This is a genomic window from Alteromonas macleodii, assembly GCF_903772925.1.
Classification (GTDB): Bacteria; Pseudomonadota; Gammaproteobacteria; order Enterobacterales; family Alteromonadaceae; genus Alteromonas; species Alteromonas macleodii_A.
On the sequence record NZ_LR812090.1, the window covers coordinates 240315 to 255945 of the forward strand.

Genomic DNA, 15631 nt, shown 5'->3' on the forward strand with positions numbered 1-15631 from the left:
TAAATTACGTTTTTAGTATGTGCGGATCAAGCTTATTAACATTACTTTTACACATTTAACGTTATATTTTCTCGATTATTATTTGTAACTTTATGAAAAATATAGCGTTTCTATTTTAAGGTAAAAGGTGAAACGTTTACCTTAGATCCAATACTAGCACAAAATGACAATGTAATTACAATGTTATAAAAATTTTTTTGTATAAAAAAAGTGCGGTATATAACCGCACTTTATTAACAATAGGAAAAATAAGGAGAAATTAACTGCAGCGGATACGGTCTACAGCGGCCTTCCAACCATCATAGGCCTGATCACGCTCTTGCTTCGATAGTCTTGGGGTGAAAACGCTATCACTTTTCCAGCACTGAGTTAGATCATCAATACTGCTAAACACACCTGCTTGTAATCCGGCAAGGAAGGCTGCGCCTAACGCAGTTGTTTCGGTAATTTCAGGTCGCTCTACTTCAGCACCCAATATATCTGACAAAAAGCCCATGACCCAGTCGTTACGCGACATACCGCCGTCTACACGTATATTCGTAGGGCGAGCTCCGTCGCTTTCCATCGCTTTTTGAAGGTCTTTGGTTTGATAGCAAACCGATTGCAGGCCTGCGGCAACGATTTCGCTTATTCCTGTATCACGAGTAAGGCCTAAAATGGCGCCTCGCGCATCTGGGTCCCAATATGGCGCGCCTAAGCCGGTAAATGCAGGAACTAAAAATACACCGTTATCTTCTCTAGCGCGTTGCGCTAAAGCTTCAGATTCTGCCGCATCATCAATAAGCTTTAAGCCATCGCGAAGCCACTGCACGGTGGCGCCAGCCATAAAGATGCTGCCTTCGAGGGCGTAGGTTGTTTTACCATCAAGGCGATAACCCACGGTTGTAAGCAAGCGGTTCTTTGACTGAAGAGGGGCGTCACCGGTGTTAAGGATCATAAAGCAGCCGGTTCCGTACGTACTTTTTGCCATGCCTTTTTCAAAACACGCCTGACCCACAAGTGCAGCTTGCTGATCGCCTGCAACACCTTGAATAGGAATAGCTTTTCCGATGATGTCTTCTTTGATTACCCCGAAATCCGCGGCACAGTCCATAACTTCTGGCAGCATTGAAGCTGGGATATTGAATTTATCAAGAAGCTTTTCATCCCAACGCTGATTATGAATATCAAACAACATGGTTCTAGACGCATTTGTGGCATCAGTTTTATGTGATTCACCACCCGTTAAGCGCCAAATCAAATACGTATCCACGGTACCAAACAGAAGCTCGCCATTTTCTGCTTTCTCTCGGGCGCCTTCGACGTTATCTAGTATCCATGCAACTTTCGTTGCTGAGAAGTAAGGATCAAGTAAAAGCCCTGTCGACTCTGTTATGTACGAAACGAATTCTTCGTCTTCGCTAAAATCTCGGCAATATTGCGCTGTACGTCTGTCTTGCCAAACGATTGCAGGGTAGACAGGCTTTCCTGATTGTTTATCCCAAACTAGCGTGGTTTCGCGCTGATTTGTGATTCCAATAGCGGCGATGTCAGACGGGGTTACGCTACACTTATCAAAAACTTCCTTCAGGGTAGCGACAACGCTTTCCCAAATTTCTTCCGGATCGTGTTCAACCCAGCCATCTTTAGGGTACTTTTGAGAAAACTCCTGTTGAGCGATGGCCTCTATACTGCCTTTTGCAGAGAAAATAATGCTGCGAGAGCTTGTTGTGCCTTGATCAATGGCAAGAATATGTTGTCCCATAAGGTCACTCCTGAAGATAATTTTCATAGAGTTTGCATCATTTACAGGTGTTTAACAATGCCATATTTTCGAAAACGAACATTTGCTTTTCGTTTTATCGCGTGAAGTTTGTTATTAAGCACGTATAATTATTGTCGATTTTACTTTTGAGGATGTGTGATGAACCAAACGCAAAGACACGAAAAAATTGTTGGGTTAATAAAGCAACATGGTTTTATGTCTATTGATGATTTGGTTAGTGCTTGTGAAGTGACGCCACAGACCATTCGAAGAGATTTAAATCAGCTGGCTGAAAACGGTGTAGTCAGTCGTTATCACGGTGGCGCTGGATTAAACAGAAGTTGGGAAAATACACCGTATCAAGAACGTAAAACACAAAACAGTGAAGTAAAAGAAAAAATTGCTGAGGCTGTTGCGGCGATGATACCCGATGGTGCGTCCTTATTCATTAATATTGGAACTACGACTGAGCTTATCGCTACTAAGCTGCTAAATCATAAAAATCTACATGTAGTAACAAACAACATTCATGTAGCGACAATCCTATCTGCTAAAGAAGACTTCTCGGTGATTATTGCCGCAGGTGAAGTACGGTATCGCGACGGCGGTATTATTGGTGAAGCAACCTGTGACTTTATAAGTCAGTTTCGTATGGACTACGGCATCATCGGTATAAGTGGTATAAGTTCAGACGGCGCGTTATTAGACTTTGACTTCAGAGAAGTGAAAGTTTCACAAGCTATTTTAGAGCATACTCAACACGTCATCCTTGCTGCCGACTACAGTAAATTTGAACGCCGCGCTATGGTTGAACAGGGCCATATATCACAAGTCGACTGTTTAGTTTGTGAGAAAACACCACCGCCAAGCATAAGCAAAATTATCAAAGAAAATAACATCACTTTTGTAAAAGCTTAATTATAGTTTGTCTTACTCATTTATCGTCAAAATCAAGAATCTGTCATAATTCTGCATTAGCCTTATCACTCGATAATGTTGTGTGTTGCTGCATTGCTAACTAATCCTTGCACATGGTTTTGTATTGATTCACTCGTCTAGTTGTACTTACAGATATGCGGTTAAGCGCATATAGATTAGCTAAACCCTTTATTCTTCCTTTGTGTTATTTACCAGCAAGTTAACGCATAACTGGGTTCATTTAACTTTCTTTAATGTTCGATAATGTTCGTTTTGTGTTGACATGTTTTCCTTTTGGTTGTCAAATAGCCAACAACTAGATAAAGCAAATGTGAATACGAGCAGGGGCAAACTATGAGTCACAGCAATGAATCTGAAAAAACAGTAGACGTTTTAGTTGTTGGCGGCGGCGTTAACGGTGTTGGCGTAGCGCTGGACGCTGCAGGACGTGGGCTTTCAGTAGCATTATGTGAAAAAGGTGACCTTGCTGGAGCTACATCTTCATCAAGTAGCAAGCTTATTCACGGCGGCCTTAGATATTTAGAACATTACGAGTTCCGTTTAGTAAAAGAAGCATTGGCGGAACGGGAAGTACTGCTTCAAAAAGCGCCTCATATCATGTGGCCCTTGCGCTTTCGCTTGCCGCATCAAAAGCATTTACGCCCAGCGTGGATGATTCGAATTGGCTTGTTCCTTTACGATTCTCTGGCGAAACGCAACATGCTACCTCGCTCACGTAAGCTGTCGACAACCAGCGAAAGCCCTTTAGTTAGCGATATTACAACCTGTTTTGAATATTCTGACGGGTGGGTAGACGATGCACGCTTAGTGGTATTGAACGCACTAGCCGCACAAGATCAAGGCGCACAAATTTACACCCGCACTGAATGTGTTAAAGCTGAAAAGCAAGACAACCTGTGGAGTGTAGAGCTTAGAACAGCAAAAGGGAAAACGTTTACAGTAAAAGCGAAGTCTATTGTCAATGCTGCAGGGCCTTGGGCGGTATCCTTCTTAGATCGTTTAGTAAATGTTAACAACCCAAATGCTATGCGTATGGTGAAAGGAAGCCACTTCATAGTGCCTAAACTTTACGATACTGATGAAGCATACATACTGCAAAACAAAGACGGGCGTATTGTTTTTGTTATTCCTTATGAAGGGGATTTCTCGCTGGTAGGTACTACTGATGAAGATTTCAAAGGTAATCCGTCAGATGCTGCTATATCGGATGAAGAAACCGAATACTTGATAGATGTGGTAAACACATACTTTAAATCAAAAATCACCCTAAGCGATATCGTTCACTCTTACAGTGGCGTAAGACCTCTACTGGAAGAAAAGAATGCTTCCGCTCAAGAGTTAACGCGAGACTACAAAGTTGAGCTGAAAGGTGAAAAAGGAAAGCCAGTACTGCTCAATATTTTTGGTGGGAAAATAACGACCTACAGAAAATTAGCTGAGCATGCGGTAGACAAACTGACTACATGTTTCCCTAAAGCCAAGAAAGCATGGACTAAAGATGTGCCTTTACCAGGTGGCGCATTCGAAAGCCAAGACAAGCTTGTAAATAAGTTAATTGGTGAGTTCTCGTGGTTGAACAAAGATATTGCTCAACGCTATGCGCGTCAGTATGGCCTTTTAAGCTACAAATTTTTAAAAGGAAAATCGTCAATTGCTGAGATGGGTGAAGACTTTGGCGCAGGTATGTATTGCGCAGAAGTGGACTATCTAATAGAGAGTGAATGGGCATGTACGCTGGAAGATGTAATTTGGCGCAGAACTAAGCATGGGTTGCGTTTAACCAAAGCGCAACAAGAGGTGCTATCGCAATACATCGAACAAAAAGCGCACTCCCTTCATAGCGAGCAACAAGCTATTGACCCAGTGTTGGCAAGTGCGTAAGTTTATTAATTAGATACGACATATATAAAGGGCGTTTCCTCTAATACAACGCCCTTTATTTTCGTATACCCTCGGTCTTATCAATTTGATACTGTTTTTTATAACTCTTTACACTAACAAGATCGCAAGCTTGAATTAATCGGATTCAATATGAACACGGATGTCATAAAAGAAAGCACAGTGAAAGAAGTTATTTTCATTCGCCATGGAAAGCCACTTTCAGCCCACAATGAGAAAGTGAATGCTGCAGATTATGCAAGCTGGGTGCGTAACTATAATAAATCCCCCCTAGACCCAGCCAGCCAACCAAAACGAAAAATAGATATAACCGGTAGCTACATCGCCGTCAGTCCGCTTTTAAGAGCAAGGTTAACAGCAGCTCAATATGGGGCAACTTCAATTGATGAAGAGCTACCGGAACTAAGAGAAATGGATATACCTTACTACAAGCTGCCTTTCACTTTGCGTAGTTGGCACTGGGTTTTGCTAAGCCGTGCTCTTTGGTTTATGGGAACTAAAGGCCGCTTCGAAAGTTTTAAATTTGCTAAAAAACGGGTTGAAAAACTTTCATTGCATATTAATAAACTTAGCGAAAAACACCCCAGAGTGGTTCTTTTTGGGCATGGGATGACGAACTACTATACGCGAAAAGCGCTAATGAAAAGTGGGTGGCAGCTAAAGCAAAAAGACAGTGATTTCTGGGGCATTACTATTTTGCAAAAAAACGGTTAACCAAGAGCCGTACTGCTAATCATGGATACTTGAAAACGCGCTAAGCTTAAGGTTTCGGTTAATTATTTATACGGACTGGTATTACTTCATATTTCCTACAAAATGCCGATAAACTAACAACATAACGAAGTTGTTTTCGAAGCTATAGCAATTTCATATTGCCCAAATAGCGACAAACACCACGCCAAACAAGGTTTAATACTTCAGTTATAAGCTGAGGAGCCACAGATGAATAAAAATAATAAAGATACCGAGACCACTAAAAACCTTATTAAATCTTCTATTGCCGTTGTTTTTGCACTCTCGCTAGGCATAGCAATTAACCATTTTCATATTGGCGAAGAAGATACCACTACAAAAGTTTTTGCAGAGCGTTTAGAGACGTTCAAGCGGCATGTGATTTCTTCACATTGGCAATGGCGAGTACGTCAGCCTACCACTATGATAATGCTTATTCACTATGACGACTCTGGCAGCGAAATGAACCGAACGCCAGTTCGTATGAACCACAATGGGTGGCCGACCGCTGATATGTCGGATGCTGGATGTGAAAAAATTTGGTCATCAATAGTGGCATCCCCATTACGTGTCGACGGATTCAAAGTGCATGCACGATACTTCGCCGAGCTTGAAACAAGTGAAGATAACTACTGGTGTCGCTTTAGCTTGAGTAGAGGAGCCTACTTCGACTATTACCCCGCAAGCGGTTCGGTAACTGCCTTGGAAGACTAGTAAGGTCTTCATACCATTAACATATTAATATAAATAATTACCTATGTAGGTATTTGGTTTATTTAGATAATTAGTCTACTTTTGAGTTAGCGCCATGTCACAAATTGGCACCTTAAGGTATTGTTGATAACAAGATAATACTCGACACTAACGAATTAAGTAGACATATGCTCTCTAGCTTATTCTCTTCGCAAAAGAACAATACAACGCTCACGGTAGGTGTGTCTGTGAGTGCGGCTGAGTTACATATTGCCGCTGTTAATTTTAGCGACAGTGGCTATGTACTCAACTCTTTTGCGTCTGTTCCCTTTGACAATCGACAACCTCTTGAACAGCAATTAAGCGAGGCCTTGCGAGAATTTGAAAAAGAGGCATGTCGAGTATCCATTGTGCTTTCTCAAGAAATGTATCATATGGTTCAAGTGGAAAAGCCTGATGTACCCGAAGAGGACATCACGACTGCACTACCTTGGACACTTGGCGAGTTGGTTCCGTTCGATTCTAGTAATATTGTTTTGGACTACATCGATTACCCGGTTCAAACACGGACCGGCGGCAAGAAAATAGATGTGTTTGCTGCCGAAAAGTCATCGCTTTCTGCACTGGTTCAAAGTCTATCGAAAAAGAAAGAGGTTAAACTCACCCATATTCACGCTAAAGAAGTGCTGGCTACCGAAATGGTGCCTGATGATGATTACGCGCGATTACTTATTATTCAAGAGCCCAATAGCGAACCTTTTTTGATGATAGTGCGATCGCGTGCTATTTGGCTATCGCGTCGATTAAGGGGATTTGTTAAAAAATCCTCCCCCCCAGAAGATTTAGCCCAATTAAGCGACATGCTTGGTTTAGAAATTCAACGTTCAATGGATTTCTATGAGTCACAGCTAAAACAGCCACCGCTAAAAGAAATCTTGTTCAGAACACAGTTTGATTGCGAGCCTGTTATAGAGCGCTTAAAGCCCTTTCAGCCTGCGGCTATGAAAAAATTCGCTGCGCAGCTCGAATTAGCTGATGTTGTTGACCCCACTTGCCACTTTGCTTTGGCTAGTGCGCTTGTTGCAGCGAGGGAGGCCCAGTGAAACGCACGATAAACCTTTATCACCCCTCGCTTAAGCCTAAAAAAGAGCGCTTACCTCTATCAAAGGTGCTTTGGGTAAACGGCGTAGCGTTTGGAGTAATGCTAATCGCCGTTGTTGCTTTAAATGTATTACTAAACGCTAAACAAGAAAAAATAGAACAGCAATCAGCGTTAACCCGCCAAATCAATAATGAAATTAAAACGCTGAATAATGCATTGGAGAAAAAGCGTGATACCAAAACGCTTCAGCAGCAGCTTGAGCAAGTAAACGTAAAGATAGAAAACAGAAAGCAATTACTTGCCTATTTAGAAAGCGGAGAGCTGTCTTTTGATGCAACCAAGTATGGCGAAGTAATGGACGATTTAGCTAACTATCACAACCAGAACCTTTGGCTTACCAGCATAAACATAGATACCCAGAAAATTCGTTTGTCAGGACAAACGGTGGCACCGTCGTCTATCCCTATTTGGTTAAAGAAATTACAGCAATCACCTTTCTTTCAGGGTAAATCATTTTCGTCAGTGAAGTTCGACGAAGTAGATGGGGCTGAAGACGTGAAGCAATTTTTAATATCAACTGATTTTGAAGGAGACGCTGATGAGTCAGTATCAACAGCTCTCTGATAAGTTTTCTGCGCTCGAAAACAGAGAAAAGCAGCTTATTTTGTGGGTGAGCTTTGGCCTTATCGTTTATCTGTTCTTTTGGTTTGGCATATCGCCAGCGCTGGAAGACATGTCTGCCGCTGACAAAACCGCTACTCGAAAAGAAAGCGAGCACAAGGCGCTTGTCATTCAGCGAGATGCCATTGAGCAAGCATTGTCTGTCGATTACACGCAGCGGATGCAACAGGAGTTAGATAACGCGAGAAAAGCGCTACTGAGCGTTGACGATGCGTTGCTTTCGTTGAACGAAGGCTTCGTGGCTGCCGACAGGATGCCCGAGTTGTTAATGACGCTATTGAATGAAGAAAACAATGTGAGCTTGGTTAACTTTAACGTAGAACCAACTCAAACCATTCGTTTTGGTGAAGGTGAAACGCAAAGTACATCATTCTATCGTCACAATATGCGTTTAGTGATTGAGGGTAGTTACTTCGACTTACGCAGTTATCTTGCGCGTCTTCAAGCGGCACCAGAAAAAGTCATTGTGACGGACTTCGCTTATAACGTCGACGAATATCCCAGTGCATCACTGACATTGGGGTTAGCGACAGTAAGCAATAACGCTACCTTCATTTCGCTTTAGGGAGCCTAGGTGAAGACAATGAAATGCTTCATATTTAGTTTGTTGGTAGTAGGTAGTGTTTTCAAACCTGCAATAGCCGCCGTAGACCCAACTAAACCTGCCCAGTTCAAAGGGGCGAGTGCAAGCGAAAGCAACCTTTTAGATGGCGCATTGGCACTGCAGTCAATTTTTAAACGCAGTTCCGGTTACAGCGCGATCATATCTGGCAAGTCTTATCGAGAGGGTGACACGCTGAATGAATTTACTGTGTCCAAAATAACCCCTAAACACGTGATTATAACTGACGGTCGTCAGCAGAAAATACTAAGAATGTATGCATATGAAATTAAAAAATAGCCTTATTTCTAACGCACTGATGCTAGCTGCGGCGTTTGTTATCGCGGGTTGTCAAACCTATGGTGTTGGCGAGGAAGTGAAACCGCATATACGCGATGAGCTCAATCGCTCCCAAAATGTACCTGTAACCAAACCAGCGCCTCCACCGCAGTTAAACCAAGAATTGCTGTCAGAAGTGGCTCGCTATCAGTCGCTACCGGCTCCTACGTCTCAGAAGCTGTTTGCCGTGTCCGCTAATAATGTGGATGTTCGTCCGTTCTTCGATGCGCTGGTGGAAGATACGCCTTATAGCGTGGCTGTGCATCCAGCGGTGTCTGGCCAAATCAGCTTAACACTTAAAGACGTGGCCCTTGACGATGTGATTACGATTATTTCTAGAATGTATCCACTGGATGTATTTTTAGAAGGTAAAGTTATCCAAGTGATGCCGTCGCAACTAAAGACAGAATCTATCCCGGTTAACTTCCTAATGATCAAGCGTTTTGGTGTTTCGAACGTCAGCGTGATTGCAGGTGGAGTAAGCGAACAAGACCAGAATAACGGTGGTAACAACGGCGGTATTAACGGCAACAACAATATCAGCGGTAACGCATTGGGCGGTCAAGGCGGCTTTGGTGGTCAAAGTGGTCTTGGCGGCAACAATATACAGCAGCTCAACGGTTCAAATATTCAGACTACCAGTGAAAACGATTTTTGGACTGACCTAAAAGAAGCGTTAAAAGTACTGGTATCACCCACTGAAGGTCGTCAGGTGGTGGTTTCACCGCAGGCGGGGTTAGTGACGGTACGCGCGCTACCAAGCGAAATTGCCGTGGTGAAAGACTTTTTAAATCAAAGCCAAGAAAGCCTGCAACGTCAAGTGGTTCTAGAAGCTCGCATTATTGAAGTCACGCTAAATGATGGTTACCAACAAGGCGTTAGATGGGACCGTATAGCTAGCGGCTTAACGGGGAGCCTCAATTTTGGGTTTAGCGGCGGGGCGCTTGCTTCTAATTTTGCAGCAAACACTGCAGCGGGAATCGACCCAGCTATTAATGCGGTTAATGCTATAGGCAATACTATTTCTACCGATATCGGTGGAGTATCAACGCTACGTATTTCTCGCGGCGACTTTGATGGTGTTATCAATATGCTTCAAACCCAGGGTGACGTGCAAATGCTAAGTAACCCTCGCGTTACGGTAACTAACAACCAAAAGGCCGTTATTAAAGTAGGGCAAGACGAGTACTTTGTTACCGATGTGTCGACCAGTGAAGATCAAAGCACAACAAGCACAGAGAACGAGAATGACATCGAACTTACTCCTTTCTTTTCTGGTATCGCGCTGGATGTAACACCGCAAATAGACAGAAGTGGTTCTGTAATACTGCATGTTCACCCTTCAGTAACAGAAACGGCGGAACAGACAAAGGTTATCCAAGTAGGTGACCAACAAATTTTGTTACCGCTAGCACAAAGCAATATTCGTGAATCAGACACCGTGATCCGCGCTCGCGACGGTGAAATTGTGGTGATAGGCGGCTTAATGGAAACGGTTACCAGCGAGCAAGAATCTAAAACACCGCTGTTAGGTGATATCCCTATTATCGGTAACGCGTTTAAAAACAAGGCGAAAACCCAGAGCAAACGCGAATTGGTTATTCTTATTCGACCTTCGGTGGTACAGCCAGATACATGGGAAAAGCAGCGCCTTCGCACTCAGTCATTACTTGATCAATGGTATAGAAACTAATTATGTACCAAGGCTTTTATCATTTCACAGAAATGCCGTTTTCGCTTACGCCGAACACGGATTTCTTTTGTGCGCTGGCGCCGCACAATGAAGCGTTAAAAGTCATTTTGTCTGCATTAAGTATGTCTGAGGGCTTTATTAAAGTGACCGGTGAAGTAGGTACAGGTAAAACCCTGTTGTGCCGCAAACTGATAAACCACCTTTCGGACAAATTCGTAGCCTGCTACTTGCCGAATCCATACCTAAGCCCTGACGAGTTGCGTATAGCGTTCGCCAATGAATTAGGTATTGATATCAGTAAAAATGAAGCTTCTCAAGGGTTACACAGTGCCATAGAGTCAAGGCTTTTAGCGCTTAAACAAGAGGGGCGGCAAGCGGTACTGATTATCGATGAAGCGCAATCGTTAAGCTGGGATGCACTTGAGATGCTGCGCTTATTTAGCAACTTAGAAACTGAGAAAAGTAAGCTGCTTCAAATCGTTTTATTCGGCCAGCCAGAGCTTGACGCTAACCTGTCAACCCCCAAGGTTAGGCAAATCCGCCAGCGCATCAGCTTTTCGTACACGCTGCGCACAATGACATCGGCAGAAGTGGATTATTACATAGGGCATAGGCTAACAACGGCGGGCGGAAGCGAGCAGTTAATTTCTAAAGGTTTACGGGGTTTTATTGCATTAGTCACCCGAGGTACGCCACGGTTGGTCAATATTGTTTGCCACAAAATTCTTCTTCGTGCTTACGGTCAGGGTAAAAGCGCAGCGAATTGGAAACATACGATAAACGCAGTGTTTGATACTGACGACTGTAAACGAAGGCTTGTTCCTAGGCAAAGCATTGTTATTTTATCCATAGCTGCGGTTGCTGTAGCAAGTGCGCTTCACCTTTACGGGGCGCCTGGCTTATGAGCATTTTAAATGACACCTTGAAATCGCTAGATGAGCGAAACCAGAACGAAGATTTTGGCTTGCCGCCTACAGTTCAAGTCGAAAATCGCTCGCTTTGGCCAAAAGCGCTAATTGCGCTCATCGCACTAGGGCTATTTAGCTGGCTGGTGTTTAATAGCGTAACTGAGTCAGGGGATAGTAAGAGTGCTGCTAATACAGGTAGCCGTGATACTGTTGCAAAAGTCGATGTACCGAATACAGCAGCGAACTCGGTGCAAAATGAGTCCATTACAACTGACAATGAAAGTACTTCCAAGCAAGATGTCGATAGTGCCGAACAACAGTTAGAAGGCATGAAGTCTACGCCGTTATCCGAAGAAGACTTGGCATATCAAAATACGCCGTCAGATGTGGCCGAGATTGTATTTAACAGTATTGATGAAACGGTAGCCGACGACGAAGCAGAATATAGGCAACGTACGCAAGTTGCTAATTCTTCAAGCTCAAACTCGGATGCCCAGTCAGATAAAAAGACAGATAAACAGGCAGCCGAAGTTGAAGACGAAATCATATCAGCCGCAAACATATTAGCAGAGACTGAAGAAACCAGCTCGGCGGTAGTGAAAGCCTCAGGCTTAACCCAAGAAAAAGCAAACATACAAACGACCAACAAGACAAACCTTGGAGCAAACGTTAAAACAAGCAGTGAATTGAGCTCGCCTAAGCCAGACAGCATTATTTCACGTGAGCCTGCGATTGACGTTACGCCTAAATCCCCAGAGCAACAAAGCGCCGTTCATTTAGAGGCAGGGCTTAAAGCTTACAATTTTGGTATTTTCGACGACGCCCAAAAAAGCTTTACTCTTGCACTGTCTACCTACCCGCAAAATACCGAGGCTCGCAAACAATTGGCCGCGCTTTATTTTGGTCAAAATAACAACCTACAAGCGTTACAGGTACTTTCGGAAGGCGTTGTAATGTCGCCAGAATCGTTAGTGTGGCGCGAACTCATGGCTAAGATTTTGGTTCAAGAAAGCCGTTTTGAAGAAGTTCTGAACCTTATGCCAGACAGCTTAGATGCCAAAGCACTGGCTGAAAAACGTATCGATTATCTGATACTAAAGGGGACCTCTGCACAAACAGTTAATAAACCAGAACAAGCTATCTCGGCGTTTAGCGCCATGACCTCGCTACAACCAAATAATGCAAAATGGTGGTTGGCACTGGGGGTTAATTACGATGCACTGTCTGACAAGCGTTTAGCCATATCTTCATATTCCAGAGCCCTTGCGATTGGTGGCCTCTCTTCTACATCATCGCAATATGCTAGTGCCCGCCTAACCGATTTACAGGAGCAACCTTAATGCGTCCTCGATTAAAGATGCGCCTCGGCGATTTATTAGTTCACGAAAATATCATTACCAGCGAGCAGCTTGATAATGCGCTATCGGCACAGCGCGCATCCGGGCGAAAACTTGGTGATACGCTTATTGACTTAGGCTTTATCAGCGAGCCGCAACTTCTTCGCTTTCTTGCTCAGCAGCTCAATATTCCTTTTTTAGATATTACACAGCGTCGAATAGATCCAGAGCAAGCACAACTTATCCCAGAAACCTATGCAAGGCGTTATCGCGCGCTAGTACTCGAAGCTGACGACGATGAAGTGCTCATTGGAATGAGCGACCCCACTGACTTAGGCGGTCTTGATCAGTTGGGTCCGCTAGTAGCGCCGCGCAATATTGAGCTGGCAATAGTTCAAGAAAATCAGATGTTAGAAGCGTTTGATTCGGTTTATCGTCGTACCCAGGATATAGCGTCATTTGCAGAAAAGTTAGGTGAAGAGTACGCCGATGAGGCCGACTTTGAATTGTCTGCTCTCGACGATACCACTTCAGATGCCACAGTAGTAAAACTGCTTCACTCTATTTTTGAAGATGCGGTTCAGGTGCGCGCTTCTGATATTCATATCGAGCCAGATGAGAATATTCTGCGTATCAGGCAGCGTGTAGATGGTGTGCTGCAGGAAAATACACTAAACCAGGTAAAAATTGCCGCTGCGTTGGTACTTAGACTCAAACTAATGTCTGGTCTCGACATATCAGAAAAGCGTATTCCTCAAGACGGGCGTTTCAATATTAAAGTGAAAGGTCACACTCTTGATGTGCGTGTTTCCACCATGCCTGTCGCTAACGGTGAAGCGGTGGTTATGCGTTTGCTAGATCAATCCGCAGGTCTTTTGACGTTAGATCAGACGGGGATGCCAGATGCAATGGCCGAAAAATTTCGAGCCGCCATAAACCGACCTCACGGCATGATATTGGTAACCGGGCCAACGGGTTCGGGTAAAACTACCACCTTGTATGGCGCGCTAAGCGAACTCAATAAGCCCGATTTGAAAATCATTACCGCAGAAGACCCCATTGAATATCGCTTGCCTCGTATTAACCAAGTACAAGTGAACTCGAAAATTGGTCTCGATTTCGCGTCTATTTTGCGTACTACCCTTCGACAAGACCCTGACATTATTATGGTGGGGGAGATGCGCGATCAAGAAACCGTAGAAATAGGGCTTAGAGGCGCACTAACCGGTCACTTGGTATTAAGTACACTTCACACAAACGACTCGGTCACCAGTGCCATACGTCTTATTGATATGGGCGCGGCGCCCTATCTAGTCGCTACCTCATTGCGTGGGGTGTTGGCGCAGCGCTTGGTACGTCGCTTATGCGAAAACTGTAAAGAGGAGCGAGCGCCCAGTGCGCAAGAGCAAGCATGGGTAGGTTTCTTAAAACCAGAGCTAGCAAGTGCAACGTTTTGCAAGGGTAGAGGCTGTAATAGCTGTAACCATACAGGCTACAAAGGACGTATAGGTGTTTTCGAATTTTTAGAAATGAACGAAGACATGATGGAGGCCCTGCGCGACGATAATACTCAAGGTTTTGTTGATGCGACAAAGGCCAACAAAGACTTTGTGCCCCTTTCACATATGGCACTAGATTATGCCGCAGAAGGTAAAACCTCGTTAGACGAGGTCTTTAAGGTGGCTGAATTTGTACCCGAGGTGGTGAATCACTAATGCCTCAATTTAGTTATGCGGGTAAATCGGCTCAAGGTGGCCCTCAAAAAGGCATTATTGAAGCTGCGTCTGCGCAAGCAGCGGCGCAGGCTTTGTTGTCTAAAAACATAGTGCCTGTTTCGATAGAAGAAACTAAAAAAGCGGCAAAAGCGGGCGATGGTCTAGACGTTGGGCGTCTATTCGAACCTAAAGTCGGACTAGATGAGATGATCATCTTTTCACGCCAAATGTACTCGCTGCTTAAAGCGGGTATTCCGATTATTCGGGCAATAAAAGGGCTAAGTGAAAACGCCTCACATAAGCGTTTCCAAGAAATTTTAAAGGACATCGCTGATCAGCTTGAGCAAGGCAGAAGCTTATCTTCGGCCATGACAAAGTATGAAAAAGTCTTCACGCGGTTAACCATTTCTGTTGTCGTAGTAGGTGAAAATACCGGTAAGCTAGACGATGTTTTCCTGCAGTTAGCCCTCTATTTCGAACGGGAACAGGAAACGCGAAAGCGCATTAAATCCGCATTGCGATACCCCACCTTTGTATTGATAGCACTCGCTATTGCTATGTTTATATTGAATCTTTTCGTTGTACCTGTTTTCACACAGATGTTCGAGCGGTTCGACACCGAGCTACCCATAATGACTCGCGTGCTTATAGGCACTTCAAACTTCTTTGTAAACTACTGGTGGCTAATTTTAATCGTATTAATTGGAATAATTTTCTCGGCTAAACAATACGTTAATTCGACTAATGGACGACTTAAATGGGACAAATTTAAACTAAAGTTGCCTGTCGTAGGCAGCATTATTGAGCGATCATTATTATCAAGATATAGCCGTAGCTTTTCTATGATTTTGCGTGCAGGTGTGCCGCTAACTGCGGGCCTGTCACTAACAGCGGATGCTGTAGATAACGCTCATATGCAAATGCGCATTAAAGAGATGCGCCAAGGCATAGAAAAAGGCGAAAGTTTGCTGAGAGTTTCGAAAAATAGCGAACTGTTTTCTACACTTGTATTACAGATGATTGCTGTGGGTGAGGAAACGGGTCGATTAGAGCCGCTTTTAGAAGAAAGCGCAGATTATTACGAACGTGAAGTCGATTTCGACCTTAAGAGCTTAACCGCCAAAATAGAGCCTATTTTAATTGGTTTTGTGGCGGTCATGGTGTTGATACTGGCGCTTGGCATCTTTACACCAATGTGGAACATGATGTCGGCGGTGAAAGGCGGGTAATAGGTTCGCTATTTCAGTG

General features: G+C 43.9%; 14 protein-coding genes. 13 read left to right on the top strand and 1 reads right to left on the bottom strand.

Annotation, left to right across the window (positions count from 1 at the left end; genetic code table 11):
- Nucleotides 1–259: 259 nt before the first annotated feature.
- Nucleotides 260–1744, bottom strand: coding sequence for a glycerol kinase GlpK (glpK, locus tag PCAR9_RS01050; protein WP_179982038.1), 1485 nt, complete (start codon nt 1742–1744; stop codon nt 260–262).
- Between the two features lie 159 nt (nt 1745–1903).
- Between glpK and PCAR9_RS01055 the strand changes: the two genes are divergently transcribed.
- The 13 genes from PCAR9_RS01055 to PCAR9_RS01115 all read left to right on the top strand — a co-directional run bounded on the left by PCAR9_RS01055 (nt 1904) and on the right by PCAR9_RS01115 (nt 15612).
- Nucleotides 1904–2662, top strand: coding sequence for a DeoR/GlpR family transcriptional regulator (locus PCAR9_RS01055; protein WP_179982039.1), 759 nt, complete (start codon nt 1904–1906; stop codon nt 2660–2662).
- Between the two features lie 354 nt (nt 2663–3016).
- Nucleotides 3017–4564, top strand: a complete 1548-nt coding sequence (glpD, locus tag PCAR9_RS01060; protein ID WP_179982040.1) for a glycerol-3-phosphate dehydrogenase — start codon at nt 3017–3019, stop codon at nt 4562–4564.
- A gap of 150 nt (nt 4565–4714) precedes the next feature.
- The gene (locus PCAR9_RS01065) at nt 4715–5296 is read left to right on the top strand and encodes a phosphoglycerate mutase family protein (protein WP_179982041.1); all 582 of its coding nucleotides are present in this window, start codon (nt 4715–4717) and stop codon (nt 5294–5296) included.
- Between the two features lie 228 nt (nt 5297–5524).
- Nucleotides 5525–6028 (top strand): hypothetical protein, encoded by a 504-nt coding sequence (locus PCAR9_RS01070; protein WP_179982042.1) that lies wholly within the window; start codon nt 5525–5527, stop codon nt 6026–6028.
- A gap of 167 nt (nt 6029–6195) precedes the next feature.
- Nucleotides 6196–7110 carry an agglutinin biogenesis protein MshI gene (locus PCAR9_RS01075; RefSeq protein ID WP_179982043.1) on the top strand — a complete coding sequence of 305 codons (915 nt, stop codon included), beginning with the start codon at nt 6196–6198 and terminating at the stop codon, nt 7108–7110.
- Nucleotides 7107–7733: a PilN domain-containing protein gene (locus PCAR9_RS01080; protein ID WP_179982044.1), complete on the top strand. Its 627-nt coding sequence runs from the start codon at nt 7107–7109 to the stop codon at nt 7731–7733. The genes PCAR9_RS01075 and PCAR9_RS01080 overlap by 4 nt, the downstream gene beginning before the upstream one ends.
- A complete protein-coding gene (locus PCAR9_RS01085) occupies nt 7708–8355 on the top strand; it encodes a type II secretion system protein M (protein WP_179982045.1) in 648 nt (215 codons plus the stop codon). Before PCAR9_RS01080 ends, PCAR9_RS01085 begins: the two co-directional genes overlap by 26 nt.
- 18 nt (nt 8356–8373) lie before the next feature.
- The gene (locus PCAR9_RS01090; protein WP_179985115.1) at nt 8374–8691 is read left to right on the top strand and encodes an agglutinin biogenesis protein MshK; all 318 of its coding nucleotides are present in this window, start codon (nt 8374–8376) and stop codon (nt 8689–8691) included.
- Nucleotides 8675–10423, top strand: a complete 1749-nt coding sequence (gene mshL, locus PCAR9_RS01095; RefSeq protein ID WP_179982046.1) for a pilus (MSHA type) biogenesis protein MshL — start codon at nt 8675–8677, stop codon at nt 10421–10423. The genes PCAR9_RS01090 and mshL overlap by 17 nt, the downstream gene beginning before the upstream one ends.
- A 2-nt stretch (nt 10424–10425) precedes the next feature.
- On the top strand, nt 10426–11328 hold the full coding sequence (locus PCAR9_RS01100) for an ExeA family protein (RefSeq protein WP_179982047.1): 903 nt from the start codon (nt 10426–10428) through the stop codon (nt 11326–11328).
- Nucleotides 11325–12671, top strand: a complete 1347-nt coding sequence (locus PCAR9_RS01105; RefSeq protein ID WP_179982048.1) for a tetratricopeptide repeat protein — start codon at nt 11325–11327, stop codon at nt 12669–12671. The genes PCAR9_RS01100 and PCAR9_RS01105 overlap by 4 nt, the downstream gene beginning before the upstream one ends.
- On the top strand, nt 12671–14383 hold the full coding sequence (locus PCAR9_RS01110; protein WP_179982049.1) for a GspE/PulE family protein: 1713 nt from the start codon (nt 12671–12673) through the stop codon (nt 14381–14383). The genes PCAR9_RS01105 and PCAR9_RS01110 overlap by 1 nt, the downstream gene beginning before the upstream one ends.
- Complete coding sequence (locus PCAR9_RS01115) at nt 14383–15612, top strand: type II secretion system F family protein (RefSeq protein ID WP_179982050.1); 1230 nt, start codon at nt 14383–14385, stop codon at nt 15610–15612. The genes PCAR9_RS01110 and PCAR9_RS01115 overlap by 1 nt, the downstream gene beginning before the upstream one ends.
- Nucleotides 15613–15631 lie beyond the last annotated feature (19 nt).

What these genes read in the sequence shown, in the direction of transcription:
- glpK (WP_179982038.1), bottom strand. Translation starts at nt 1,744, where the DNA reads ATGGGACAACATATTCTTGCCATTGATCAAGGCACAACAAGCTCTCGC.
- PCAR9_RS01055 (WP_179982039.1), top strand. Translation starts at nt 1,904, where the DNA reads ATGAACCAAACGCAAAGACACGAAAAAATTGTTGGGTTAATAAAGCAA.
- glpD (WP_179982040.1), top strand. Translation starts at nt 3,017, where the DNA reads ATGAGTCACAGCAATGAATCTGAAAAAACAGTAGACGTTTTAGTTGTT.
- PCAR9_RS01065 (WP_179982041.1), top strand. Translation starts at nt 4,715, where the DNA reads ATGAACACGGATGTCATAAAAGAAAGCACAGTGAAAGAAGTTATTTTC.
- PCAR9_RS01070 (WP_179982042.1), top strand. Translation starts at nt 5,525, where the DNA reads ATGAATAAAAATAATAAAGATACCGAGACCACTAAAAACCTTATTAAA.
- PCAR9_RS01075 (WP_179982043.1), top strand. Translation starts at nt 6,196, where the DNA reads ATGCTCTCTAGCTTATTCTCTTCGCAAAAGAACAATACAACGCTCACG.
- PCAR9_RS01085 (WP_179982045.1), top strand. Translation starts at nt 7,708, where the DNA reads ATGAGTCAGTATCAACAGCTCTCTGATAAGTTTTCTGCGCTCGAAAAC.
- PCAR9_RS01090 (WP_179985115.1), top strand. Translation starts at nt 8,374, where the DNA reads ATGAAATGCTTCATATTTAGTTTGTTGGTAGTAGGTAGTGTTTTCAAA.
- mshL (WP_179982046.1), top strand. Translation starts at nt 8,675, where the DNA reads ATGAAATTAAAAAATAGCCTTATTTCTAACGCACTGATGCTAGCTGCG.
- PCAR9_RS01100 (WP_179982047.1), top strand. Translation starts at nt 10,426, where the DNA reads ATGTACCAAGGCTTTTATCATTTCACAGAAATGCCGTTTTCGCTTACG.
- PCAR9_RS01105 (WP_179982048.1), top strand. Translation starts at nt 11,325, where the DNA reads ATGAGCATTTTAAATGACACCTTGAAATCGCTAGATGAGCGAAACCAG.
- PCAR9_RS01110 (WP_179982049.1), top strand. Translation starts at nt 12,671, where the DNA reads ATGCGTCCTCGATTAAAGATGCGCCTCGGCGATTTATTAGTTCACGAA.
- PCAR9_RS01115 (WP_179982050.1), top strand. Translation starts at nt 14,383, where the DNA reads ATGCCTCAATTTAGTTATGCGGGTAAATCGGCTCAAGGTGGCCCTCAA.